The sequence below is a fragment of the Porphyromonas bobii genome, assembly GCF_943169685.1.
Classification (GTDB): domain Bacteria; phylum Bacteroidota; class Bacteroidia; order Bacteroidales; family Porphyromonadaceae; genus Porphyromonas; species Porphyromonas pasteri.
Genome location: NZ_CALPBU010000006.1, coordinates 66,853 through 91,300, shown reverse-complemented (window position 1 = coordinate 91,300; position 24,448 = coordinate 66,853). Strand labels below are relative to the sequence as shown.

The window sequence follows — 24,448 nt, the reverse complement described above, 5'->3', positions numbered from 1 at the left end:
TGGTCACTATTGGCAACCAGTACTGGTCGCTGAGTCGACCAGTACTGGTTCATTTTCCCTGCTCCCACGCAAACGACAAAGGGCCCTCCCTTAGGAGAGCCCTTCATCACAAGGAACACCTTGGTAATAGGAGAGATAAAGCAGGAAGCAAGTCCCTTCGCCCGATCTACCTCCGCCCAATGGGTCGCTGGGCAAAACGGCGCAGGCGCTCGGCGATATTCTTATCAAGGAGGGGCGAAAGTACGATGATCGTCACCGCTGCGATAATGAGGAGAATCCCCAGAGCCATCGTACCCGAAATCGTTTCGCCGAAGACTATCACCCCGATGACAATAGCCGTCAGCGGCTCCATAGCCCCGAGGACCGAGGTCAGTGTCGAGCCAATACTCTTGATCGCCCGCACGAGCGCAAGATTTGACACCAGCGTAGGGAGGAAGGCCAGCAGCAGGAGGTTGACCAGTGCCGCCCCGCTGGGGATAGCTTGCACCCCGCCATTGAAGGATGCATTGATGAGGAAGAAGCCCGCACTGGATAGGAGGACGTAGAGCGTCAGCTTCAGATTGTCCATCTCGCGGATGCGGCGGACATTATTCACCGTCACAAGATAGATCGCATAGCTGAGCCCCGAGAGCAGGACCAGCAGGATGCCTACCAGCGAAGCGCTTCCTTCCGCTCCCCCGCTACCTCGCAGCGAGAGCAGTGCCACACCCGAGAGCGCAAGGACAATAGCGATAATCGTGAAGGGCGAAGGACGCTGCTTGAAGAGTACCGCCATAATGAGCGTCACGCCCACCGGATAGAGGAAGTGCAGCGTCGTGGCCATCCCGCTCGACATACTCCCATAGGCCTGGAAGAGCAGAGTAGCCGACCCATAGTAGAAGAAGCCCAAGAGGACGAGCCAACTCAGCTCGCGCAAGCCCACGGAGAAGTTCACCCGACGCACCATCATCAACACGGCCACCAGCAGCGAAGCGAAGAGCATACGATAGCAGAGGATGCTATCCGTCGTCATGCCCTCGGCCATCGTCGGAAGCGTGAAGAGAGGCAGCAGCCCGAAGGTCGCAGATGCAGTCATCCCGTAGAGGAAGCCCTTGAACTTATTCATATATATAATGTATTAGGCGGTGTGCTATGACCGCAGTCCCGCGGTCTTCTTACAAAGGTACAACTTCCCCAGCGAGCAGGCGTGGCGGCGACATCCACGACTCGCCCCTCTCTCCCCGCCTCACGAGGGAGACATTGCCCTCTCCGATAAGTCCGCTCTTGCAAATTCACCGAAATAGACTATCTTTGCATCGGTTAAGCCCCCTACCCTCCCTTGCGGATGGGCTTTAGATGGGGTAAAATTGACCATGGAGAGATGGCAGAGTGGTCGATTGCGGCGGTCTTGAAAACCGTTGAACTGAGAGGTTCCGGGGGTTCGAATCCCTCTCTCTCCGCAGTGAGTGTCGTAACTAATGAGGTTACGGCACTTTTCTTTTATGGCTACACCACATTACCAAAGAGCCTTTCACCAACGATAAGACTAAGGTCTCTGCATCAGATCAGTCAGACATCCGCTGGGTCGGCATACCCTCATGAGGGAGTATCACGAGAGACGGAAAGCCCTACCGCAACTAAGCCTTTGGCTTAGGGCTCTTCCCCAGCCCCCCACTCCCTGGCCTTTTCACTACCTTTGCAGAGACGCCGATGAGCTGCGATTTGGCTGGCGGCGATAAAGTTAAACAGGAGCGATGAGCATCAATTATCAGGAATTAGTGCCGGAGAAGGCATTGGGCAAGGAGATCAGCCGACACATCTTCCAGACCTATCGGGCGAAGACCGGGCTACCTCACGAGATCGAGCAGAACATCGAGCACATCAAGCGCTTGAACCCCGAATACGAATATCACCTCTTCGACGACGAAGACATCAAGGCCTTCATCCTCGAGCATTACGGCGAAGTCATCTGGGGCTATTACCAGCGCATCGCACCGATCTATGGTGCCGCCCGTGCCGACTTCTTCCGCTACCTCCTCGTCTACCAGCTGGGGGGCGTGTACATTGACATCAAGTCCTCCTTGGACAAGCCCCTCAAGGACGTCCTTCGCCCAGAAGACCAATTCATCCTGACGCATTGGGACAACCGCCCCGGCGAGCAGTACGAAGGCATCGGCATCTACCCCGAGCTGGGCACCCTTCCTCGTGGCGAATACATCCAGTGGTGCATTGCCTCCGTAGCAGGTCACCCCTTCCTGCGTGCCGTCATCCTGCAGATGCTGCGCAACATCGACGAATACACGCCCTTCCGCCACGGAGCGGGTCTGTGGGGCGTCCTGCGCACGACCGGCCCCGTCATGTACACCAAGGTCATCGAAGCCATGCGCCCCACGCTCGTCGAGGGGAAAGACTACCGCATGCTCGACAAGCCCCAAGAGATCGGCCTGCGCTACTCCATCTTTGATACGGCAGGTGTCTACGGCCACAAGAAGGCGCTCAAGGCCAACTACAACAAGGCCTACACCCCGATCATCGTGACACCCGACCGCCCCCTCTACGCCAAGTGCGCCAAGTACTATCTCTTCGCACGCTTAGCCATCCGCGTCCTCGGCGACAAGATCGCTGCCCGCCTCAAGTAGCCAACGACGCCCCACAAAAAAGCGAATCGCTGTAGGAAATACTCCTGCAGCGATTCGCTTTTTATTTGGTCAAGAGGCCCGAAGGCCTTATTACAGCTGGACTATTTGAGCAGCGCCTTCAAGGCTCTCGTGATGGCGGCTTCGACCTTGTCGACCTCCGTAACGCCCAACCCCTCAGAGGTCACAGTCGCTACCAATTCGCCCGTCTCAGCCGACACCAACTGGATGGTCACCTCTCTCAACGTGACGCTACGCCCTCTACCGTGCCCATAGCCCACCATCAGGGTCTTGGCTCTAAAGCGCTCATCCACGCTGGGCAAGATAATAAAGCCTTTCTTGGCAAAGGCTCCAGCGATCAGATCGCGGGGATTGACCGACTCGATCTTTTGCTCCGAAGTCTCCTGTACTGGTTGGGTCGCTGGGATGTAGACGTAGTTGTAGGCCCGAAGGTCCTTATTCACCTGGACAGTCGGGACACGTGGCATTGCACAGCCCGTGAGGAAGCCAACGACAACGAGGACGATTGCCCCGACAAAGAATCTATTATATCTGCTCTTCATAAACGGTAAGTTTTGTTCCCCGTAAAAGTACGATAATAATGGAGCGGAGCAAATGCCTCCCCCATACAGCGAGCCACCCGACGCAATGCTTCTCGGCATCACACGCCCAGCTCTCCGATATGCCTCTCCGAAGTGATACGCAAGCCCTTCACTTTATCGCACGTACTCCTCTTATCCTGCGGAGGGAAAAGTGTCCTTCTCGTGAAGAAAAAAGCGCCTTCTCGTAGTGGTTTTCCTCTGTCTATGTACGTAGTCTTAAAGACCAGGTACGTAAATCCAAATATCCACGTACGTAGATATTAGAGCTACGTACGTAGTCCAAACTTTTCTGCCACTCGTCCACAACTTTTATCCCTACTCGGAGCAACAAACTAATAGAAGTCACTTTACAAAGCTATATAGGAATCAATCCAAAGCTACATAGCTTTCTTCACCATCCTATATAGCTCTACCCACGAACCTATATAGGTCAGCCCGCCGACCAATATAGGTTCACACTGCCCTCCCATAGAGATGGATTTCGACCTAAGGGAAGTTGACCATAAAGAAAGCCCCAAGAAGTTTGACTTATAGGTGCTTTTACTTGCCTGTACACCGAGATAGCTTTTCTTGTAGACAGGCGCCACTTCCTCCATCCCCCCCCCCAAAAAAAGCATCATAGCCGAAGCGACGATGTCGCTTCGGCTATATAATTCATTAACCTTTGAGGAAAGGTACGAGAAGTTCGGAGATGCTTTACAAGTAAACTCAACTCCCTGTCCTCCTCATATCACACCTATAGAAGGTCTATCGCAGGAAGAATAAAGTTCTTCCAAGCTGAAGACTGGCAATCTCTGACATGAAGATGAGCACCACTTAGTGGCATTCCAAAAGATAACCCTTGACCAGCCAAGAACTGATCACTGAACTTATAGAACTCCTCCCGCACCTCTTCATGAGAAAGCTTTGTCAGGTCTAGGCTTGAGTCAGCATAGATCCAACGTCCACCATAATATAGAACTTCTAGAAGGAGGCGAAGGTCTTCCTCGCTCCGATCAAAAAGCTCCCTAAACTCATCCTCCATTCCAGCATTGATACGCGACTGGAAGACATTCATCTGACTCTGGTATCTTGAATAGACACCATGAAGAGTACTTGTTTTTTTCATGTTCATACTTAATATTAAATATATAGGGAACACTCGCTCTTCTGAATAGTTCAAAGCAAAGGGAAATTTCTACTCACCTATTCCAAAAATCTATCAAATTGAGCCTTTACCGATAAGCCAGCGTAGCCTGGATATCACAGAGTAAGCCTTCACACTTCCCCTCCCATTTATCACCAATAGAAGAACACGCCTTTCAAACACCTTAACGGCGCAGAATACCAACGCAGTAGCTTCCTTAAAAAGCTAAAGAAATTGGCTGTAGGAGGAAAGAAAAGTTGATTATATTTATGACGTATTCATCACTTAGACCTCATGATAATGAACCGATTCCTCCAACGACTACCGCGCTTGAGCTACCGCGCCAAGGTGGCCATGCTGCTCGTGTGTGGCGTTGTGGTGGGTTTAGGTGGGCTCTTCCTCTATCTGCTTAGGTTCCACACCTACTTAGGAGACGACCCCTCGGCCTGTGTCAACTGCCACATCATGACTCCTTACTACGCCACGTGGATGCACGGCGCCCACGCCCGCAACACCACGTGCAACGACTGCCACGTACCGCACGACAACGTCTTCCGCAAATACTTCTTCAAGGGGAAGGACGGTATGAACCACGTCTACAAGTTCGTCACGCGCCAAGAGCGTCAGGCCATCCAAGCCATCGACGAGAGCGCTGAGGTAATCATGGAAAACTGCGTGCGCTGCCACGCCACCCTCAATACCGAGCTTGTCAACACGGGGCGCATCACCTACATGGACGCCAAGTGCGACGAAGGGAAAGCCTGCTGGGATTGCCACCGCGACGTGGCCCACGGCAGGATGAACTCCCTCTCCTCGACCCCAGGGGCCGAAGTACCCCTGCCCGACTCGCCAGTGCCCGACTGGCTGCAGAAGATGCTGAACTAAGCATCCTCACCACGCAAGCATAATATCAGAATAACAAATAAAAGAGACTCAAAATCATGGCACAACAATTAAAACGTTGGCAGGGATGGCTCCTATTCGGAGGCTCTATGGTCGTAGTCTTCGTCCTCGGACTCGTCGTCTCCTCACTCCTGGAGCGCCGCGCCGAGGTGGTGAGCATCTACAACAACCGCAAGCACATCTTCAAGGACGCTATCGTGGCACAGAACGAGCTGTTCGCCGAAGACTTCCCCCGTGAATATCAGACGTGGCTCAAGACCGCCGACACCACCTACCAAGGCGAATTCAATAGCTCGCAGCGTGTCGACGTGCTCGCTGCCCGCCCCGAGATGGTCGTGCTATGGGCTGGCTACTCCTTCTCTATGGAGTACAACACGCCTCGTGGACACAAGCACGCTATCGAAGACATGGACGAGATCCTTCGTACCGGCTCCCCTGGCGTGAACGGCAACAAGGATATCCAGCCTGGTACCTGCTGGACGTGTAAGAGCCCCGACGTACCCCGCATCATGAAGGAGAAGGGTATCGCCGAGTTCTACAAGGCTCCCTGGAGCCAGTGGGGACCCGAGATCGTGAACACCATCGGCTGCTCCGACTGTCACGATGCCCGCACCATGAAGCTCAAGCCCGCACGCCCCGCCCTCTACGAAGCCTTTGAGCGTCGTGGCGAAGATGTCTCCAAGCAGTCCCACCAGCACATGCGCTCCCTCGTCTGTGCCCAGTGCCACACCGAGTACTACTTCAAGGGCGATGGCAAGTACCTCACCTTCCCCCACGACAAGGGCTTCACGGTCGAGGACATAGAGGCTTACTACGACGAGATGAACTACTCCGACTATACGCACAAGATCTCTCGTGCTCCCATCCTCAAGGCTCAGCACCCCGACTACGAGCTGTGGCGTATGGGTATCCACGGCCAGCGCGGCGTATCGTGCGCAGACTGCCACATGCCCTACGTGAGCGAAGGTGGAGTGAAGTACTCTGACCACCAGATCACCAGCCCTCTGGCGAAGATCGATAAGACCTGTCAGACCTGCCACCGCGAGGATGCCGAGACGCTCCGTCAGAACGTCTACGAACGTCAGCGCATGGCCAACGACGTGCGCAACCGCGTAGAGAAGGAGCTCGCTAAGGCCCACATCGAAGCTAAGTACGCTTGGGACAACGGTGCTACCGAAGCCGAGATGAAGGATGCTCTGCAGGCCATCCGCAAGAGCCAGTGGCGCTGGGACTTCGCTGTCGCCAGCCACGGTGCTTCCTTCCACGCACCACAGGAAGTGACGCGTATCCTCGGTCAGAGCCTCGGCTATGCTCAGGAAGCTCGCCTTGCCATCGCCAAGGTGCTGGCACGCCACGGCTTCTCAGGTGACGTCCCCATGCCTGACATCTCCACAAAGGAAAAGGCTTGGGCTTACATCGGCGTCGACGGCAAGAAGCTCCAGGCTGATAAGGCAGAGTTCATGAAGACCGTCGTACCTAAGTGGGTGCAGTCGGCTAAGGCACAAGGCAAGCTCATCGAGCTCTAAGCCGAGCCTGTTGCCCTGACACACATCTAAGTATCCCTACTTCAGCGCGGCGACAGACCTCATCGTCTGCCGCCGCGCTTTCGATATAACCCCAACCGCTTCCCCGTCTATGTTCAACGCACTCTGGAAAATGAGAGAAGGCTTCGTCACTGGTGCAGGCCTGATCCTCGTTGGGCTACTGCTGCAGTACACGGCAGGCCCGATCGACTGGTCAGCCTTCGCCTTCCCGGTGAATGCCATCGTCCTTACTTTCTACCTCCTCCTGCTCGTCATCATCTACGCGCTACGTCATCGGGTCCGCCTCTTCTCCTACCTCTTCACTGTCGAGGCGGCTGTCCCCACACTCATCTACGCAGCTATACTCACCGTAGCCATGGGGCTCACCCGTCAGGTAGCCCCTCACGAGCGAGCCATTGACCCCATTGGGCTCACACGAATGCTGTCCTTCTGGCCCTTCGTGCTCATCTATGCCCGCCTCGCTGGTATCGTGGGGCTCATCGCGATACGGCAGATCTTACACTTCCGCCTGAGAGAGGTCCCTTCGCTGCTCTCCCACATCGGACTCTTCATCGCCATCGTCGCTGCGACGCTCGGCAGTGCCGATATGGAGCGCGTGAAGCTCAAGGCCACCACCGACATGCCCGAGTGGCGTGCCACCCACGATCAGGGCTTCATGGAGCTACCGCTGGCCATCCAGCTGGAGAAGTTCACCATCGACGAATACCCCCCCAAGCTCCTCCTCATCAATAGTAAGACTGGGAAGTCCATACCAGAGAAGAACCCACAGATCGTCCTTATCGATAAGCACTTCCATGAAGGCATGCTGTCGCAGTGGCGCATCCGTGTACACAAGAACTATCCCCTCGCAGCTCCCGTCATGGCGGACGACACGACGAAGTACGTGGAGTGGGGGTCATCGGGCGCTGTGACGGCACTCCTCGTCGAGGCCCAACCGATGAAGAATGGCAAGGAAGTGGGCAAGCCCATCATCGGATGGGTCACCTGTGGTAGCTACCTCTTCCCCTTCCAAGAGCTGAAGCTCACGAAGGACCTGAGCCTCGTGATGGCACGCCGCGAACCCGAGCGCTACGCCTCACGCATCCATATCTATACGCAGACGCAGAAGAACATCGTCGCCACCGTCGAGGTCAACAAGCCCGTGACGGTCGACGGATGGAAGATCTACCAGCTCAGCTATGATGAAGCGATGGGTCGCTGGAGCGAGACCAGCACCTTCGAGCTCGTCAAGGACCCTTGGCTCCCCGCCGTCTATGTGGGCATCTATCTACTCTTGGCTGGCGCTATCCTCACCTTCATCACAGCACAGAAGCGCCGCCGCTAAGCAAGGCGACCTGAGTGTAGGGAAAGTCCTTACCCCAAGCGCGCACCGCTCCAATGGCTCACGGACAAGCTCCCCTACCCCTTCTGCTTCTTCACCCCAACCCTATCAACTCTATCCTTATGACTTGGGATTCCTTCATATTCTTCGCTATCCCTGCCCTCCTCCTGTGGGCGGGTGGTGCTTGGACGGCTTGGAAAAAGCGTCCGCTACCGACCTATCTCCTCACCGCTGCAGGGCTGCTCGTTTACTTCGCCTTCATCCTCGGGCTGTGGATGTCGCTGGAGCGCCCGCCCCTTCGCACGATGGGTGAGACCCGCCTGTGGTACGCCTTCTTCCTCCCCACGGCGGGGCTGATCGTCTATTCGCGCTGGCGCTACCCTTGGATCCTTGCTTTCAGCACCGTCCTGGCAGGCGTCTTCACCACGATCAATATCGTCAACCCCGACATCCATAACAAGACGCTCATGCCAGCGCTGCAGAGCCCATGGTTCGCTCCGCACGTCATCGTCTATATGTTCGCCTACGCCGTGCTGGGTGCCGCTGCACTGATGTCGGCCTACCTACTGTGGTTCAAGAAGTCACCCATCAACGATCACGAGATGGATATCTGCGACAACCTCGTGCAGGTCGGCTGGGCGTTTATGACTGTCGGTATTCTCTTCGGGGCGCTCTGGGCGAAGGAAGCCTGGGGGCACTACTGGGCGTGGGACCCCAAGGAGACTTGGGCTGCCGCTACATGGTTCGCCTATCTGGCTTATATCCACGTGCGCATCCGTTCGGACCGCTACCGCCGTGCTGCGCTCTGGGGGCTCTTCATCTCGTTCATCCTCCTGCAGATGTGCTGGTGGGGTATCAACTACCTACCCTCCGCCCAAGGTGCCAGCGTCCACACCTACAGCTTGGGCTAAGGCTCTCCGCCCATAAGCCTATATAAAAGTATCGTCCCCACCCGTAGCCTCGGCTACAGGTGGGGACGCTTCTATATTTTATTTTAAGGTCAAACTTGAAGAGAGACGAGCTCATTGACCTCCGTCTCCGTTGCCTCTGGGTTGAGATCAACATAGGGCATATGGAGAAGTTTGTATGCTCTTAAGAATAGCTCACTTGTATCTGCGTCATTCTTACTTGCCTCAATAGTGGGAGTCAAGATATCAGTCTCAAACTTCTTATTGACAATGTATTCGAACGTAATCTCTTTATCCTTAAATCTTTCATCGCTACTCAACGCATCAAAGGCTGGTTTAATCAAATCATTCTTTGCCTTATCCACTTTGGGAGAGGCAAAAATGATTGTGCATTTTCGACCTGGGAAGCAGCCCAGCATTATCATATAAGACCGCACAAATTTCTTCATCACACGATCTCGTGCATTGACTTTTTTACCATACCCCAGCCCTCTCTCATGAAAGGCAACATCTATGGCATATACGTTCCCGTCTTTATCAACTCCTAGTGCATCGATCTCAGCCTGCTTTAAGAACTGACTAAAGTCAGATGTCAAGACATCCTTAACATCAAAATCTGTTACTGCTATTTTCTCTTTGCTTGAAGATCCTTTTAATTCTTCATAGAGTTCTTCTGCTGGAGACTCCTTCCCTAACTCCTGCAACCACCAGCTTGATAGTTTCCAATTAGTCTGATAGACCACGCATCTCTTCACGTGCTTGAGGTAGCTCAAGGCTAGGGACTCTCCGATTTCGATTTTCATGAGATCTATTTGTATTGAGTTTGACGATGTGCAAAGCTAGGAAGAATAAGTCTGGCGGGCAAAGGGTATACCCTCCGTGATCAATACGTATACGTTTCAGGCACGAAACGTATACGTATTGGGGGAGGATGGTTTGGGCGAGGAATCTTGAGGCGTTTCACTGGGAGAAAGGTCACCCCTTTAGTACCCCTTTTACGACCCACCATGGGTTTCCAAACCATCCCTTGGCTCAAGCCTCGGGCAAAGGCTAAGCTTGAAGCCTAGATGAGCTCGAATCCGCCAACCCATACTAGGCGCTAACCTACGCCCTCAGCTAAGGGCACAGTGGGGCATAAGCACCCATAAAGAAGCGTCCCCACCCGTAGTCTCAGCTACAGGTGGGGACACTTATTTAATATCGCCTTGCTATATGCCTTCTTTGCTGGCTATTGGTGATTCACTGGGAGAGCCCGAGTCACCCTACTGGTAATTCGGGTCGGTCGTCACATAAAATTTCCGTGGATCGCAGGCTGTCGTAAAGATGACGATACTGGGAGTACGCACACCAGGCATCGTCTCCCCTCCGATGAGCATACCATCCATCATCGAAGAAGACCTATCCAGATAGACGGCATCTGCTCGACCATCGAAGTGAAATCCGCTTTTCGCTTCCCCCCTCCCTCTCGACCTATCGAAGGAGTACCAGTCGCTGCAGAAACCATACCATGCAGGATCATGGCCGAGATAAGCACGATGCTCTGCCTGCAGCTTCTTCACCAGACGACGATTGCCCTTAGCTTTCGCAGCCTTCAGATCCTTCTCTCGCTGGAGTGCCGTCACAAAGAGATCAGCCCGCACCCCACCGGAGAAGCTGGCCTCGCCCCCCGAAGCATAACCACCCCCAAAGCCATGGGCAGCGATGGGGTCATCGGGTGCGATCTTGTAAGTCTGCCACTGCTTCGTCTGAGGTGTATAAGTCATATAGGTGACATCGGCCTGGACTCGTTGATCGGGCTCATCTACACCTGTGAATGATCCCATAACACTTAAGTACGGGACGCCGGAAGAAGTATCGCTTTCATCCTGATTCGTCATAGCTACGAGCTTGAGGAAAGGGCTATGCGGATAAGGCGTCTCCTCACGCCACTCCTTTTGCGGACGGCTGAGGTCGAGAGACAGGACGGTATTGGAGAGCTTCCCGTTCACACGACCCCCGATGAGGTAGAGCACATTCTCTATAAGCGCTGAAGCCATCCCACTACGAGGCTCTGGCAAGCTGGGGAGCGGAGTGATCGTCATACCATGGCGATTGCCCAGCTGAATGATATAGGCATCACGTAGGTCTCCCTCAGCAGACTGCCCACCTGCGACGATGAGCTGATCATCATACTGCTGGAAGGCCGCATAGGCCGTCGGTTGGGGCAAATGCCCTATGAGCCACCACCATATATCTACTTCCGAAGCCTTTGTCTCACAAGCATGATGCACTGCGCCAAGATACTCGCCGATATAGATCTCTGAATAGTAGCGCTTTGCTCCACCCTTTCGTGCTGGGCGGTCGGGGAAGTTACACCCACCAGCCATCACAAGTAGTCCTGGACGTAGTTCTCCCGCTATATGCCCCGACACGCCCTTGGCATAGGCGGAGTCTAACTGAGGCGTCTTAGCCTCGAACATGCGATAATCCTCTTGCGCCTGTGACGTGCCGTAGCTTCCACCCACCGCAAGCAGGAAGAGCCCCACAAGTCGCACTCTATATAGTATGCTATTCATCATTGTCTATTCACTCTTTATTAGCCGGCAGGAAGCGATGTCCTCGGCGTGATTTGGTAGCGTAAAGATGAGAATAATCGGCAGCATGACCATAGGCTTCTAACATCCCCTTCTCAGGAGGGGTGCTACCGACCTATATTGGTCAGCGGGTGAATCTATATAGGTCACGACGCGGAGCTATACTGGTCGTCACGTCAACCTATATTGGTCGGAGCAGCGACCTATATAGGTTCGCACACCCCACTCCCCAATATGCCCCTCCGAAGTGATACGCTTTTCCCTTCGCCTTATCGCACGTATTCCTCTTATCCAGCGGATGGAAAAGCATCGTTCTCGTGAAGGAAAAAGCGCCATCACGTAGTAGTTTTCCTCTGTCTATGTACGTAGTCTTAAAGACCAGGCACGTAAACCCAAATATCCACGTACGTAGATGTTAGATCCACGTACGTAGCCCAAACTTATCTGCCACTCGTCCGCAACTTTTATCCCTACGCAGAGCAACAACCTCTATATATAATGTATAGTCGAGGGAGGCGGGAAAGGGGTGCATTGTAGCAGGTGAGGGTGAGATTTCGGGGGAAGGAAAGGGGCAATTCCATCCCTCCTCGGGGGTGCCCGAGAGGGAGAAAAGAGGGGGAAAAGGGGCGAAAAAAATGTATCTCGCTGAGGGATAAAGCGGTGCGATTTTGGGCTGAACCTTTAGGGGAAAGTGCGGTTTTGTTTTCGTAGCTTTGTACAAAATTTGATTGGATTGCTTCGGGAGTCCACTCGTAAATATCACATTTTCAACAACCATCATGACAGAGAGCAAACGCGCTTTATCTGAATACGTTTACCAAAGTAAGTATTCCTTGTTCCGCGAAGACTTGGGTCGTAAAGAGACCTGGGACGAGAGCGTCGAACGTATCCGCCAGATGCACCTGACGCACCTGGAGCGCTTCGCCCCCCAGGCGCTGCAAGACGAGTGGTTCATGACCCAGTTCAATGAGGCCATCGACTACTACAGGCTGAAGAAGTTCGTTGGGTCCCAGCGCAACCTCCAGTTCGGCGGTGAGCCCGTCCTGAAGTCCTCAGCGAAATCCTATAACTGTAGCTACTCGCACTGTGACCGCCTTGAGGTCTTCCGTGAGATCGAGTGGCTCCTGCTCAGTGGCTGCGGCTGCGGTCTCTCCGTAGAGCAGGCTCACGTAGACAAGCTCCCTGCGCTCCTCCCCGCCAGCGAGCTGTCTCAGGAAAGCGAAGCCTATGTCATCGGTGACAGCATCGAGGGCTGGGCTGACTCCATCCACCGCCTTCTCGAATACTACTTCATCCCTGGCGTCAAGAAGCCCGTCTTCGACTACTCTGAGATCCGCCCCAAGGGTGCTAAGATCGCTAAGCGCTTCATCGCTCCTGGACCTGACGGTCTGCGTATGGCACTCGATAAGATCCGTGCCCTGATGAATGCTGCCGTCGCAGCTGGTCAGAAGCGCCTCTCTGCCCTGCAGTGCACCGACATCATCGCTCACCTGGCAGACTCCGTCCTCTCGGGTGGTGTCCGTCGCTCGGCGCTGATGATCCTCTTCTCTCCCGAAGACACGGAGATGGTGAACTGTAAGCACGGCGACTGGTTCTCTACCAATCCCCAGCGTGCTCGCTTCAACATGTCGGCCGCTCTCAACCGCGGCGAAGTCGATCGCTCACTCTATGAGTCGCTCTTCCAGGCGATGCGCACGAGCGGTGACCCCGGTCTCTACTGGAGAGATAAGTTCGGCGTCGGCTGTAACCCCTGCTGCGAAATCGGCTTCTTCCCCACGGACAAGAATGGCGATACGGGCTGGCAGGTATGTAACCTTGCCTCCATCAATGGGATGGAATGTACGAGCGAAGAGGAGTTCTACAAGATCTGCCGCTGCGCGTCTACGCTCGCTACCGTGCAGGCTACCTACATGGACTTCCCCTACCTCGGACAGGCTACGACGAATATCATCCAGTCAGACCCCCTCATCGGTGTATCTATTGGTGGGATCATGAACAACCCTCAGATCCTCACGAACAAGGATATCCTCGCCGTCGGGGCTATGCAGGTACGCCAGCAGAACTCTCAGTGTGCTCGCATCCTCGGCATCAACCCCGCCAGCCGTACGACCTGCGTCAAGCCTGACGGTACGGTGAGCCTCCTGCTCGGTATGACCTCGGGTATCCACGGCGCTTACGCTAAGCGCTACCTGCGTAGCGTCGAGGCCAACATCGAAGAGCCCAACCTCAAGGCTTACGAAGAGGCTAACCCCAAGGCTGTACAGCCCAACATCTTCAAGCCCGCTACGGACAAGAAGATCTTCTTCCCCATCGAAGAAAGCGAAGACACTCTTCTGCGCAGCGAACTCAGTGGCGTCAAGCTCCTCGAGTACGTCAAGCTCGTCCAGCAGAGCTGGGTCATCCCTGGCATGAGCGACATGGAGTCTCCCATCAAGAATAATGTATCGAACACCGTCGACGTGCCCAACGACCAGTGGGATGCCGTCTGCGACTGGGTCTGGGAGAACCAAGACCACATCGCTGGCGTGACCTTCCTCTCGACCTACGGCGATATGGACCTGCCTCAGGCTCCTATGTGCAAGGTCTCGACGGCTGAGGAGATCCTCCGCGAATACGGCGTCGGTAGTATGTTCGCTTCGGGGCTCGTCGTGGACACGATCGAGGTCTTCGGCGACCTGTGGAAGGCTTGCGAATCGGCTCAGGGCCGTGGCGAGCAGCTCTTCGTCTCGGACTACGCTATCGATGACTACATCCAGCGTCACAGCGTCGAGGGCGAAGCCCCCTGCCTGGACCGTGAGCACGTGCGTGGCATCCTCTCAGCACGCCTGCAGGACAAGGTCGAGAACCTCGCTGCTAAGCGCGATATCGTCCGCCGTATCGAGAAGTTCGCCCACAACTACTACCGTGGCGACATCTACAAGGCGGTGAACGTGCTGAAGAGCGTCAATAACCTCCACCTCTTCGAGGTCCTGAAGAAGACGTACAAGCCCGTTGACTGGAAGAGCGTCGACTTCTCTGGCAAGCAGTTCACCAATGCCGATGAGCTTGGTGCAGCCTCCTGCGCTGGTGGTGCCTGCGAGATCAAGTAACGACTCCCCCGCCTCCCTCTGAGGCACTCAAATAAAGCACAAGCCCCCGAGTAAGCAAGTGAGCTTACTCGGGGGCTTGTCTATTGGAGAGGAGCCTCGTAGCTGGGCTACAAGACGCCCAAATAGAGGGAGAGGAAGCAGCGTATATACGCAGGGGAATCTCCGTATATACGGAAATATTTTTTCGTATATGCAGAAATTTATTTCTGCATATGCGAAAATTCAGCGCCTTATATACGGGCGTCCGTCCCTATTTCTTCTGCTTGACTAGCAGATTCATTACGAATAGGATGACGATAGCGCCGATGGCTCCCGTCACAATCGAGCCAATCCAGCCTTCGCCCAGAGAGGTATTGAAGACCTTCTCCAAAAGCCACGACCCTACGCCACTCCCTAGGATACCTACGACGATATTCCCGAGAAGTCCGAGGCCACTACCTCGATAGATAATCCCGCCCAGCCATCCGGCCAGGGCTCCTGTAATCAGTGTTGCAATCATACTTATAAGCTTTGCTATTAAATTCAGCTACGAAGGTAAGGTTTATTGGTTGGAAGGCAAGACATCAAAGCTCGGCGCCTTCCCCCTTACGCTCTGGCCTCCTCGGGCTACCCACAAAAAGAGCCACCCCACCGTCAGCACGGAGCTAACGGTGGGGTGGCTTTGTATTGGACTTCGCCAGCCACCCGAAGGAGGCAAGGCGAGCGGTGTACTATCCGCCGAAGTCGTCGAAGAAGAGCTGGCTACGCGGTACGCCGAGGTCTTCGAGCATCACCTTCACGGCGTTGGCCATAGGACCAGGACCGCACATGTAGTACTCGATATCTTCGGGCGCATCGTGATCCTTCAGATAGTTGTCGTAGATGACCTGATGGATGAAGCCGACGTAGCCGGTCCAGTTGTCTTCGGGCTGGGGGTCAGAGAGCGCGATGTGGAAGCTGAAGTTGGGGAACTGCTTCTCGATCTCGCGGAAGTCCTCTTCGTAGAAGATCTCCTTCTTGCTTCGTGCACCGTACCAGTAAGAGACCTTACGGCCCGTGTGGAGCGTGCGGAAGAGGTGGAGGATCTGAGCACGCAGAGGAGCCATACCAGCACCACCACCGATGTAGAGCATCTCAGCATCCGTGTCCTGGATGTGGAAGTCCCCATAAGGACCGCTCATGCGGACCTTGTCCCCAGGCTTCAGCGAGAAGATGTAGGACGAGGAGATACCAGGAGAGACGGGGAGCCACTTGTGCGTAGCGCGGTCCATAGGAGGCGTAGCGATACGGACGTTGAGCGTGATGATGTTCCCTTCGGCAGGGTAGTTAGCCATCGAGTAAGCACGGATAGTCTCCGTATCATTCTTACAGGTCAGGCTCCACATATCGAAGTGATCCCAGTCGCCACGGAACTTCTCATCGATGTCGTAGTCGGCATACTTGATATCATAGGGAGGGATGGTGATCTGTGCGTAGCTACCGCTCTGGAAGTTCATCACTTCACCCTCGGGGAGCTTCACGACGAATTCCTTGATGAAGGTCGAGACGTTGCGGTTTGAGACGACTTCGCACTCCCACTCCTTGACGCCGAAGACGGACTCAGGTACGATGACCTGCATGTCTTCCTTGACCTTGGTCTGGCAAGCCAGACGCCAGTGTTCCTTCTGCTCCTTGCGAGAGAAGAAGCCCGTCTCCGTAGGCAGGATTTCCCCACCACCTTCGACGACACGGCAGCGGCACTGACCGCACGAACCGCTACCACCGCAAGCGGAGGAGAGGTAGATATTCTCACCCTGCAGAGTGCTCAGCAGCGTACCACCGATGGGTACTTCTGCTTCCTTCTCCCCATTGATGGTGAGCTTGACGTTGCCTGATGGGACGAGCTTGCTCTTAGCGACAAGCAGGACGATCACCAGGAGCAGTGTGACCACGAGGAAGATGCCCACACTGACGAGTATAATGGTTGTATTCATTTCGTTGAGTCTTCGCTTTCGTTACATCTTGACACCAGAGAAGCTGAGGAAGGCAATCCCCATGAGCGCCGTGACGATGAAGGTGATCCCGAGGCCACGCAGGGGCTTGGGCACATCAGAGTACTGGAGCTTCTCACGGATAGCAGCCATCCCGACGATAGCGAGCATCCAGCCGATACCGGAGCCGAGGCCGTAGATGGTAGCTTCACCGATGGTGGGGAATTCACGCTGCTGCATGAAGAGTGATCCACCGAGGATAGCACAGTTCACAGCTATCAGCGGGAGGAAGATCCCGAGCGAAGCGTAGAGCGAGGGGCTGAAGCGCTCGACGAGCATCTCCACAAGCTGCGTGAAAGCGGCGATGACGGCGATGAAGATGATGAAGGAGAGGAAGGAGAGATCTACACCTGCGGCATCAGCACCGAGGAGCCAATCAAGCGCCCCCTGCTTGAAGACCTTGGTCTCAAGGAGGTAGTTGATAGGCAGCGTACAGGTCAGGATAAACGTGACAGCGATACCCAGGCCAAAGGAGGTCTTTACGTTCTTCGATACTGCCAGGAAGGAGCACATCCCCAGGTAGTAGGCGAAGATCATGTTATCGATGAAGATCGACCTAAAGAATAAGGCTAATGAATCCATTCTTTGTTAGTTCTTATTTGCGTGGGTAAAGGTTAGTTTTCCTGAAGCTCCTTGTTGTACGAGCGGTGGATCCAGATGAGCACAGCCACGGAGATAAGTGCCATAGGAGGCAGGATCATCAGACCGTTGTTGACATAGCCGTGGATACCATCGGTAGCGTAGAAGCTCTGAGGGATGATCTGGAAGCCGAGGAGCGTACCAGAGCCGAGGAGCTCACGGAAGAAGCCTACAGCGACGAGGACAGCACCGTAGCCAAGACCGTTCCCGATACCATCGAGGAAGGATTCCCAAGGACCGTTACCCAGAGCGAAGGCTTCGAGTCGACCCATGAGGATACAGTTCGTGATGATCAGCCCGACGAAGACGGAGAGCTGCTTGCTGACGTCGTAAGCATAAGCCTTGAGGACTTCGCTGACGATGGTCACCAGGGTAGCTGCCACGACGAGCTGCACGATGATGCGGATACGGTTAGGGATCGTCTTACGCAGGAGCGAGATGACGACGTTGGAGAAGGCGACGACGACCGTCACAGAGAGTGCCATGACGATAGCGGGCTCGAGCTTAGAGGTTACAGCCAGCGCGGAGCAGATACCGAGCATCTGCACCATGATGGGGTTGTTCTTGCTGAGTGGCCCGAGGAGCGTTTCTTTATTCTTTTTATTCCAGAGAGACATGGCTACTGAGCGTTATAGGTTTCAAGAAATTTTTGGAAGGGCTTGAGCGAGGCAGCGAGCATATCGTTCACACCATTGCTGGTGAGCGTACCGCCCGAGATACCATCGACGTAGTCCTTATCCTCGACCTTCTGGCCATTCTTGACGACAGCGATACCGGTGAAGGCGCCTTCACGGAAGATGTGCTTACCCTTGAACTGGGCAGAGAAGTGTGGCGTGGAGATTTCAGCACCGAGACCTGGGGTTTCCCCAGCGTTGCCGAAGTCAGCCCCATCGACCGTAGAGTGGTCAGCAGCATCGATAGCGATGTAGCCCCAGATCTTATTCCACAGACCTGCACCATTGAGGGGGAGGACGTAGAGGGTCTTCCCGTTGACCTCAGCGACGTAGACGGGGAGGTCTTGCTTCTCACCCTTAGCGATGAGCTTATAGGAGAGCTCGGTGTTGGCATTGAAAGCGTCACTCTTACCGACTTCTTCCCCTTCGAAGGTCTTGACGACCTGGCCCTCTTCGTTGACGAGGAGTTCCTTCTTGATAAGGTCCTTGTAGGTGGAGATGACGGCGGACTTATCAGGGCTCTGACCGAGTGCGCGGAGGATCTGCTGCATCTTGTCGATGTTCGCATTCTCCTGCTGTGCGGGACGCAGGACGATCGCTGCACCTGCCAGGAGGACTGCAGCGAGGATGACCATCACCGCAGCATAGATCAGTACATAAGAATTCTTATCTCTATTCATCGTTGTAGCGGTGTTGGATTAGTTCTGAGCCTTAGCGGAGAGACGCTTGAGACGCTTCTGCGTATTGCGCTCTACCACGATATAGTCGATGAGAGGTGCGAAGGTGTTCATCAGGAGGATAGCGAGCATCATACCTTCAGCGTACCCAGCATTGAGCACACGGATGAAGACGACCATTACCCCGATGAGGAAACCATAGACCCACTTCCCAGCTTCGGTGCGTGCAGCGGTCACGGGGTCCGTAGCCATGAAGACGATACCGAAGGCGAAGCCACCATAGATGAGGTGGTGAAGTGCAGATACCTGCATAGCGGGCGTAGCACCGATGGCGTTGAAGACAGCAGCCATAGCGAAGACACCGACGACACCAGATACCATGATCTTGTAGCTGGCGATACCCGTATAGATGAGGATGCAAGCCCCGATGAGGATAGCGAGCGTGGAGACTTCACCTACCGAGCCTGGGAGGAAGCCGAGGAAGGCATCCCAGTCGGTGAGAGGACCACCGAGCGTATTGTGGATGTCGGGGAGCATACCCTTAGCAGCAGCGATCTGCCCGAGGGGCGTAGCACCAGAGAAGCCATCGACAGCCTTCTCAGCACCACCGAGCCCGAAGGTCGAGCCGAGGCGTACCCACACGCTGTCACCAGACATAGCGGCGGGGTAAGAGAAGAAGAGGAAGGCACGCGTGATCAGCGCTACGTTGAAGACGTTGTAGCCCGTACCACCGAAGACTTCCTTAGCGAAGACTACAGCGAAGGCAGTAGCGACAGCGATCATCCACAGTGGGGTCTCCACAGGGATAATCATCGGGATGAGAATCCCCGTGACGAGGAACCCTTCCTGGATCTCCTCATGCTTCATCTGGGCGATGATGAATTCAATACCCAGACCTACAGCGTAGGAGACGATGATCTGAGGCAGCACGGAGAGGAAGCCATAGAAGAAGGTGCTCCAGAAGGAAGCCTCTACACCTACAGCGATATTGTGCTGCAGCCCGACGTTGTACATCCCGAAGAGCAGCGCAGGCAGGAGAGCGAAGATGACTACGCTCATCGTGCGCTTGCTATCGATGGCATCGTGGACGTGAGCGCCACGACGCTTCGAGGTCGTATTGGGGACGAAGAGGAACGTCTCAAAGCCGTCGAAGACTGACTCCAGGGCCGAGAAGCGCCCCCCCTTCGTGAAGGCGGGCTTAATCTTATCGATTTGTTTTCTTAATGCGTTCAAGGTCGTTGTCCTTTTAATGAGTGAAACCTTCTATTAGTTCATTTCCTTGTACAGCTCATCCAGACCCTGACGTACGATCTGCTGGAGAGGTATCTTGGACGTGTCGACGAATTCGCAGACAGAGAAGTCTTCGGGAGCCACCTCATAGATACCGCGAGCCTCCATATCGTTGATGTTGAAGGCGATGATGCTCTTCAGGAGGAACTCAGGATAGATATCCATAGGGAAGACACGGTCGTACTCGCCACTCATGATCATAGCTCGGCGACCACCCTTGACACGGGCATCGAGCACATACTCCTTCTTAGGCATAAGCCAAGAGAAGTAAGAGCGGCTGTGGCTGTACTGGTTGAGACGAGGCAGAGCCCAGCCAAAGACCTCGTGCACGTCGTCCCCCTCGGGGATGATCGTGATCTGGTCAATAGAGTAGCTCATGCGGTCGTGCTCTTCATCGACCTTGATACCGGAGAAGACATCCCCCTCGATGATGCGCTCATGCTCACCCTTCTTACCGAGACGGCCTGCGAGGGCTTCGGTGAAGCGGGCACCAGGCAGGACGGTCAGATAGCCCGTCTCCTTGGCTTCGGAGCCCGTGAGAGCGATGGTGCGGGAGAAGTCGACCTTACCGGTCTTGAGGAAGCGGCCGATCACAAGAAGATCGCTGGCCTTGAGCGTCCAGACGGTCTCTTCCTTGTTGATAGGCGCCGTGTGGTTGATCAGCGTACCGACCAGACCTGCGGGGTGTGGCCCGCGGACTTCGACGCGCTCGACACCCGTCACACCCGTCAGTTCGCCAGGAGCGACACCGAGGTAGACCTTACCCGTGGTAAGCTTGGTGAGAGCGGTGAGAGCCAGCTGTAGCTCGTCCTCGTGACCCTGAGCCAGATAGCTGAAGCGGGGAGCAAGGGGAGCGGTGAAGTTCGCCGTGACGAAGATGTCACGGGGCTCAGTCAGAGGATTAGCCAGACGGTCGTAGGGACGCTGCTTGAAGAAGCTGAACATACCACTCTCCAGGAGGAGAGCAAGTACCTCAGAGCGCTGCATCTTTTCGACCCCAGCCGTGGCGAAGGACTTGTACTCCGTCGTCGCATCGGGGCGTACTTCGACGCTCAGGACCTTGCGCTTGGCACCGCGATTGACAGCGATGACTTCGCCACTGACAGGCGAGGTCAAGCACAGCTCAGGCGCACCCTTGTGGCACAGCAGAGCATCGCCTGCCAGCACCTTGTCGCCTGGGTGAACGATCACTTTAGGGACGAAGCCGATGTAATCATCGGGGACGACGGCATAGCTCTCCGTGCGCTGGGCTGCTGCGAGTTGCGTCTCAGCGGCCTTTCCCTTCAGATTCAGCGTGAGGCCCTTCTTTATCGTGATAATGTTCGGCATAACACGTGATTTGATGATTTGTTTAGTTAAATTATTTGGGTACAAAAGTACACATTCTTTGCCATACTCTACCTATAATAAGGGAGGCAGCGCCCCACCACATCCCCACAACAAGCGAAGAGGGTATGCATAACTCCCCATCTTCGGCGTTCCTCACAGCCTCGCGCGCGTACATTATTATAGGCACTCACCCACAGACCTCCTCTTCAAGAGAAGCTCCCCTGACGTCGGACACCCCCTCCTACAGCCCGCTACCCGCTCCCTTCCCTCGAAGGCCATCGCAGGCTCCACCCGAGGTCGATAAATGAACCTATATTGGTCGGCGGGCTGACCTATATAGGTGCGTGGGTCGAGCTATATAGGATGACGAAGAAAGCTATATAGCTTTGGACTGATTCCGTATAGCTTTGTGAAGTGACCTATATTGGGTTGTTGCTCCGCATAGGGATAAAAGTTACGGACGAGTGGCAGATAAGTTTGGACTACGTACGTGGCTCTAATATCTACGTACGTGGATATTTGGATTTGCGTGCCTGGTCTTTAAGACTACGTGCATAGATAGAAGAATACCACTACGTGAAGGCGCTTTTTTCTTTACGAGAACGATGTTTTTTCCTCCGCTGGATAAGAGGAATACGCGCGATAAGGCGAAGGGCTTGCGTATCTCTTCGGAGGGGCATATCGGGGAGCTGGGCGTGCGATGCCTTAGCGCTCTAAATAGAGGACAGGACTCTACCGCAACAGTCTCCTATAGGTCGCGCAGCGAAGCAATATAGGTCAGCCCGCCGACCAATATAGGTTCGCACATCCTCCCTCCACGAGTCCGAAGCGCACACCTCTACTCCAAAGCACGTCCCCAGCACCATAAGAGCGGGCGATAAAGTCGGTATTTTGCACTGCAAACCTACCTACAATTATGTATTTTTTCTCCGTGATTTCACCTCTCAGCAAAGCACAGCTCAGCGCAGATTCTCACACAACGCACTATAATACAGATGATTTCCAGATCACACCGACGATATGCGAGGCTACCTACCGCCCAAATTCAATCCTGTGAAAGGGCATATATTTGCGGCGTTTTTCAGGGCAAAAGCCCCTGTCAACCTCCAATCATAATTCACCCATCCTAACCACTGACGTGATGAAATTTCAGAGATTAGCAGCCCTCACCTGCTTCGTAGCAGCAGGGATATTGATTAGCTCCTGCGACAAGGAGACCCCACGACAAGAGCAGAAGCCTGCTCAGCCCACGACACCCGTAGTACAACCCGAAGAGCCAGCAGCCCCAGGCGAGGCCCGCGTAGCTGTCGCTCAGCCAGGGGGCTTGGAGGCAGCTCTGAAGGGTCAAGATCTGGAGCAGCTCACCAAGCTCACCGTCCGCTCTGGCGCCCTAAACCAAGCCGACTTAGACTACGTGACCAAGAGCCTCAAGATCGAAGCGATCGACCTGAGCGCTGCCACCCTCCGTCTCGGAGACGAGGATAAGGGCTTCTACGGCAATAGCACACTCAAGAAAATCACCGCCCCTGCAGATATCGAGAAGACGCAGAAGGACTGGTTCTCCAATACCTTAGCCACAGAGATCATCTTCCCAGGCAATAAGCTCAAGAGCTTCGGTGGTGCCGTGTACAACGAGAAGCTCAAGAGCATCACCCTGCCCAACTCCGTAGAGGAGATCGGTGCAGCAGCCTTCGCCAATAGCAACTTCGAGAGCATCACACTCTCCACCAGCCTCAAGAGCATCCCCACCGAAGCCTTCAAGGGCTGCCGTCGTCTGACGAAGCTCACCATCCCCACGAGCGTGACGGAGATCAAGGACAACGTCTTCACGGGCTGTGCACAGCTCAAGGAGATCACCTTCCTCTGCCCCGCTCCTACCTTCACCACCAACGACCTTGACGAAAACGCCTTTGAGGAATTCGACTACTCGATCGAGCCCACGTTCACCGTACCGAAGGGTACGAAGGACGCCTACCTCAAGGCACTCAACTGGTCACCCAAAAGCCGCGTAGCTAAGTACTTCGTCGAGGCAGAATAAGCAGCATCCCCTATCAGCAAGCGCCCTTCTCACAGCCTGCATCCACACCCCAAGCTAAGCGAGGGGATGAGGGAGCGCTGTGAGAAGGGCGTACCTACCACCATACAACAACTCAGATATGAACCACAAGAAGCTCCTTCCCCTCTTCGCAATAGCTCTCCTCCCCTATGCGGCATTCACGGCCTGCAGCACCGACACCCCCAAGACGGAGAAGACGGACGGGAAGAAAGACCCACATACCGACGGCTCTACGGGAGCCACCACGAAGCCAGGCACGCCCGTGACACCTACGCCTGCCGACCCCAAAGAGAATCTCCCTGCTCTACGCGAGGGCGAGGTCCGCATCGCCGTGCCACAGGCTGGCGGCCTGGAGGCAGCTCTCAAGGGCAAAGACCTCTCGAAGGTGCGCATCCTACTCCTCACCTCGGGCGCTATCAACCAAGCCGACTGCGACTTCATCCGCTACCAAATGAAGGCTCTCGAGGAGCTGGACATCAGCCGTGTAGCCTTCGGCATCGGTGATGATGAGTACGGACTCAAGGACAATAAGAGCCTGAAGAAAATCATCGCTCCCGCGACGCTACGCCGCACAGCCGATGGATGGTTCAGCTACACCCGTGCCGAGGAGATCATCTTCCCTGGGGACAAGCTGCGCATCTTCGGTGGCGCTCTCTTCAACGAGCGAGCCAAGAAGATCACGCTCCCCGAGTCGGTAGAGGTCATCCTCGCCAATGCCTTCTGGAACAACAACAAGATGGAGTCCATCACCCTACCCAGCAAGATCAAGGTCATCCCCGCGCGTTGCTTCTACTTCTGCAAGAGCCTCAAGAGCATCGACATCCCCGCAGCTGTGACCGAGATCCAGGAAGATGCCTTCGCCGAATGTGTACAGCTCGAGCGCATTACCTTCCTCGGTGAAGCTCCCGCCCTACCGAAGGGTAAGAACGGCCAGACACTGAGCCCCTTTGCCTCCGTCGTGTGGGAAGCTGACGGACAGCGTAAGTGCGTCATCCGTGTCCCCAAGGGGAAGACTGAGAGCTTCCTCGAGAAGTGGCAGTGGTCCGCTGACAAGGCCAGTCGCTTTGAGGAATACTAAGCGACCACCCCGCCT

The 24,448-nt window shown here is 55.0% G+C and carries 20 protein-coding genes and 1 tRNA gene; 9 read left to right on the top strand and 12 right to left on the bottom strand.

The features are described 5' to 3' along the window. Positions 1 to 166: 166 nt before the first annotated feature. Positions 167 to 1,105, bottom strand: coding sequence for a DMT family transporter (locus KO088_RS06910; protein ID WP_215494127.1), 939 nt, complete (start codon positions 1,103 to 1,105; stop codon positions 167 to 169). Positions 1,106 to 1,354: 249 nt separating this feature from the next. Here KO088_RS06910 and KO088_RS06905 point away from each other — a divergent pair. Next, positions 1,355 to 1,439 (top strand) — tRNA-Ser (locus tag KO088_RS06905). A 294-nt stretch (positions 1,440 to 1,733) separates the two neighbouring features. Beyond that, on the top strand, positions 1,734 to 2,618 hold the full coding sequence (locus tag KO088_RS06900) for a glycosyltransferase family 32 protein (RefSeq protein ID WP_215494126.1): 885 nt from the start codon (positions 1,734 to 1,736) through the stop codon (positions 2,616 to 2,618). Positions 2,619 to 2,719: 101 nt separating this feature from the next. Here the strand turns inward: KO088_RS06900 and KO088_RS06895 are convergent, their stop codons facing one another. After that, entirely contained in the window at positions 2,720 to 3,178 is a 459-nt protein-coding gene (locus KO088_RS06895; protein WP_215494125.1) for a hypothetical protein, read from the bottom strand. A gap of 775 nt (positions 3,179 to 3,953) precedes the next feature. Continuing rightward, entirely contained in the window at positions 3,954 to 4,331 is a 378-nt protein-coding gene (locus KO088_RS06890; protein ID WP_215494124.1) for a hypothetical protein, read from the bottom strand. A 306-nt stretch (positions 4,332 to 4,637) separates the two neighbouring features. Between KO088_RS06890 and nrfH the strand changes: the two genes are divergently transcribed. The 4 genes from nrfH to ccsA all read left to right on the top strand — a co-directional run bounded on the left by nrfH (position 4,638) and on the right by ccsA (position 9,022). After that, on the top strand, positions 4,638 to 5,228 hold the full coding sequence (nrfH, locus tag KO088_RS06885; protein ID WP_044115531.1) for a cytochrome c nitrite reductase small subunit: 591 nt from the start codon (positions 4,638 to 4,640) through the stop codon (positions 5,226 to 5,228). 56 nt (positions 5,229 to 5,284) lie between these two features. Further along, the gene (nrfA, locus tag KO088_RS06880; protein ID WP_215494123.1) at positions 5,285 to 6,772 is read left to right on the top strand and encodes an ammonia-forming cytochrome c nitrite reductase; all 1,488 of its coding nucleotides are present in this window, start codon (positions 5,285 to 5,287) and stop codon (positions 6,770 to 6,772) included. A gap of 130 nt (positions 6,773 to 6,902) precedes the next feature. Then, positions 6,903 to 8,114, top strand: a complete 1,212-nt coding sequence (locus KO088_RS06875; protein WP_215494122.1) for a cytochrome c biogenesis ResB family protein — start codon at positions 6,903 to 6,905, stop codon at positions 8,112 to 8,114. Positions 8,115 to 8,233: 119 nt separating this feature from the next. After that, the gene (gene ccsA / locus KO088_RS06870) at positions 8,234 to 9,022 is read left to right on the top strand and encodes a cytochrome c biogenesis protein CcsA (protein ID WP_215494186.1); all 789 of its coding nucleotides are present in this window, start codon (positions 8,234 to 8,236) and stop codon (positions 9,020 to 9,022) included. An 89-nt stretch (positions 9,023 to 9,111) separates the two neighbouring features. On the opposite strand, the gene KO088_RS06865 is transcribed toward ccsA, so the two are convergent. Both KO088_RS06865 and KO088_RS06860 read right to left on the bottom strand, forming a co-directional pair. Next, positions 9,112 to 9,822, bottom strand: coding sequence for a hypothetical protein (locus KO088_RS06865; protein WP_215494121.1), 711 nt, complete (start codon positions 9,820 to 9,822; stop codon positions 9,112 to 9,114). Positions 9,823 to 10,281: 459 nt separating this feature from the next. After that, entirely contained in the window at positions 10,282 to 11,577 is a 1,296-nt protein-coding gene (locus tag KO088_RS06860) for a hypothetical protein (RefSeq protein ID WP_215494120.1), read from the bottom strand. A gap of 863 nt (positions 11,578 to 12,440) precedes the next feature. On the opposite strand from KO088_RS06860, the gene KO088_RS06855 reads away from it, so the two are divergent. Further along, on the top strand, positions 12,441 to 14,681 hold the full coding sequence (locus KO088_RS06855; protein WP_251419859.1) for a glycyl radical enzyme family protein: 2,241 nt from the start codon (positions 12,441 to 12,443) through the stop codon (positions 14,679 to 14,681). Positions 14,682 to 14,931: 250 nt separating this feature from the next. On the opposite strand, the gene KO088_RS06850 is transcribed toward KO088_RS06855, so the two are convergent. From KO088_RS06850 to KO088_RS06820, 7 genes are all read right to left on the bottom strand, one after another. After that, entirely contained in the window at positions 14,932 to 15,186 is a 255-nt protein-coding gene (locus tag KO088_RS06850; RefSeq protein WP_215494185.1) for a GlsB/YeaQ/YmgE family stress response membrane protein, read from the bottom strand. A 205-nt stretch (positions 15,187 to 15,391) separates the two neighbouring features. After that, the gene (nqrF, locus tag KO088_RS06845; protein WP_044115526.1) at positions 15,392 to 16,633 is read right to left on the bottom strand and encodes an NADH:ubiquinone reductase (Na(+)-transporting) subunit F; all 1,242 of its coding nucleotides are present in this window, start codon (positions 16,631 to 16,633) and stop codon (positions 15,392 to 15,394) included. Between the two features lie 21 nt (positions 16,634 to 16,654). Next, positions 16,655 to 17,272, bottom strand: a complete 618-nt coding sequence (gene nqrE, locus KO088_RS06840) for an NADH:ubiquinone reductase (Na(+)-transporting) subunit E (RefSeq protein WP_215494118.1) — start codon at positions 17,270 to 17,272, stop codon at positions 16,655 to 16,657. A gap of 32 nt (positions 17,273 to 17,304) precedes the next feature. Next, positions 17,305 to 17,946 (bottom strand): NADH:ubiquinone reductase (Na(+)-transporting) subunit D, encoded by a 642-nt coding sequence (nqrD, locus tag KO088_RS06835; protein ID WP_009433758.1) that lies wholly within the window; start codon positions 17,944 to 17,946, stop codon positions 17,305 to 17,307. Between the two features lie 2 nt (positions 17,947 to 17,948). After that, positions 17,949 to 18,683 (bottom strand): NADH:ubiquinone reductase (Na(+)-transporting) subunit C, encoded by a 735-nt coding sequence (gene nqrC / locus KO088_RS06830; RefSeq protein ID WP_009433759.1) that lies wholly within the window; start codon positions 18,681 to 18,683, stop codon positions 17,949 to 17,951. An 18-nt stretch (positions 18,684 to 18,701) separates the two neighbouring features. Then, complete coding sequence (locus KO088_RS06825) at positions 18,702 to 19,913, bottom strand: NADH:ubiquinone reductase (Na(+)-transporting) subunit B (RefSeq protein ID WP_188808279.1); 1,212 nt, start codon at positions 19,911 to 19,913, stop codon at positions 18,702 to 18,704. 33 nt (positions 19,914 to 19,946) lie between these two features. Further along, the gene (locus KO088_RS06820) at positions 19,947 to 21,299 is read right to left on the bottom strand and encodes a Na(+)-translocating NADH-quinone reductase subunit A (protein WP_215494117.1); all 1,353 of its coding nucleotides are present in this window, start codon (positions 21,297 to 21,299) and stop codon (positions 19,947 to 19,949) included. A gap of 1,141 nt (positions 21,300 to 22,440) precedes the next feature. Here KO088_RS06820 and KO088_RS06815 point away from each other — a divergent pair. Together KO088_RS06815 and KO088_RS06810 are read left to right on the top strand one after the other, a co-directional pair. Continuing rightward, complete coding sequence (locus KO088_RS06815) at positions 22,441 to 23,337, top strand: leucine-rich repeat domain-containing protein (RefSeq protein WP_215494116.1); 897 nt, start codon at positions 22,441 to 22,443, stop codon at positions 23,335 to 23,337. A 118-nt stretch (positions 23,338 to 23,455) separates the two neighbouring features. After that, the gene (locus KO088_RS06810) at positions 23,456 to 24,433 is read left to right on the top strand and encodes a leucine-rich repeat domain-containing protein (protein WP_215494115.1); all 978 of its coding nucleotides are present in this window, start codon (positions 23,456 to 23,458) and stop codon (positions 24,431 to 24,433) included. The last annotated feature ends 15 nt before the right edge of the window (positions 24,434 to 24,448 follow it).

Bases quoted from the DNA above. Each gene is read 5' to 3' on its own strand.
- KO088_RS06910 (WP_215494127.1), bottom strand. From the start codon at position 1,105: ATGAATAAGTTCAAGGGCTTCCTCTACGGGATGACTGCATCTGCGACC.
- KO088_RS06900 (WP_215494126.1), top strand. From the start codon at position 1,734: ATGAGCATCAATTATCAGGAATTAGTGCCGGAGAAGGCATTGGGCAAG.
- KO088_RS06895 (WP_215494125.1), bottom strand. From the start codon at position 3,178: ATGAAGAGCAGATATAATAGATTCTTTGTCGGGGCAATCGTCCTCGTT.
- KO088_RS06890 (WP_215494124.1), bottom strand. From the start codon at position 4,331: ATGAACATGAAAAAAACAAGTACTCTTCATGGTGTCTATTCAAGATAC.
- nrfH (WP_044115531.1), top strand. From the start codon at position 4,638: ATGATAATGAACCGATTCCTCCAACGACTACCGCGCTTGAGCTACCGC.
- nrfA (WP_215494123.1), top strand. From the start codon at position 5,285: ATGGCACAACAATTAAAACGTTGGCAGGGATGGCTCCTATTCGGAGGC.
- KO088_RS06875 (WP_215494122.1), top strand. From the start codon at position 6,903: ATGAGAGAAGGCTTCGTCACTGGTGCAGGCCTGATCCTCGTTGGGCTA.
- ccsA (WP_215494186.1), top strand. From the start codon at position 8,234: ATGACTTGGGATTCCTTCATATTCTTCGCTATCCCTGCCCTCCTCCTG.
- KO088_RS06865 (WP_215494121.1), bottom strand. From the start codon at position 9,822: ATGAAAATCGAAATCGGAGAGTCCCTAGCCTTGAGCTACCTCAAGCAC.
- KO088_RS06860 (WP_215494120.1), bottom strand. From the start codon at position 11,577: ATGATGAATAGCATACTATATAGAGTGCGACTTGTGGGGCTCTTCCTG.
- nqrF (WP_044115526.1), bottom strand. From the start codon at position 16,633: ATGAATACAACCATTATACTCGTCAGTGTGGGCATCTTCCTCGTGGTC.
- nqrE (WP_215494118.1), bottom strand. From the start codon at position 17,272: ATGGATTCATTAGCCTTATTCTTTAGGTCGATCTTCATCGATAACATG.
- nqrD (WP_009433758.1), bottom strand. From the start codon at position 17,946: ATGTCTCTCTGGAATAAAAAGAATAAAGAAACGCTCCTCGGGCCACTC.
- nqrC (WP_009433759.1), bottom strand. From the start codon at position 18,683: ATGAATAGAGATAAGAATTCTTATGTACTGATCTATGCTGCGGTGATG.
- KO088_RS06820 (WP_215494117.1), bottom strand. From the start codon at position 21,299: ATGCCGAACATTATCACGATAAAGAAGGGCCTCACGCTGAATCTGAAG.
- KO088_RS06815 (WP_215494116.1), top strand. From the start codon at position 22,441: ATGAAATTTCAGAGATTAGCAGCCCTCACCTGCTTCGTAGCAGCAGGG.
- KO088_RS06810 (WP_215494115.1), top strand. From the start codon at position 23,456: ATGAACCACAAGAAGCTCCTTCCCCTCTTCGCAATAGCTCTCCTCCCC.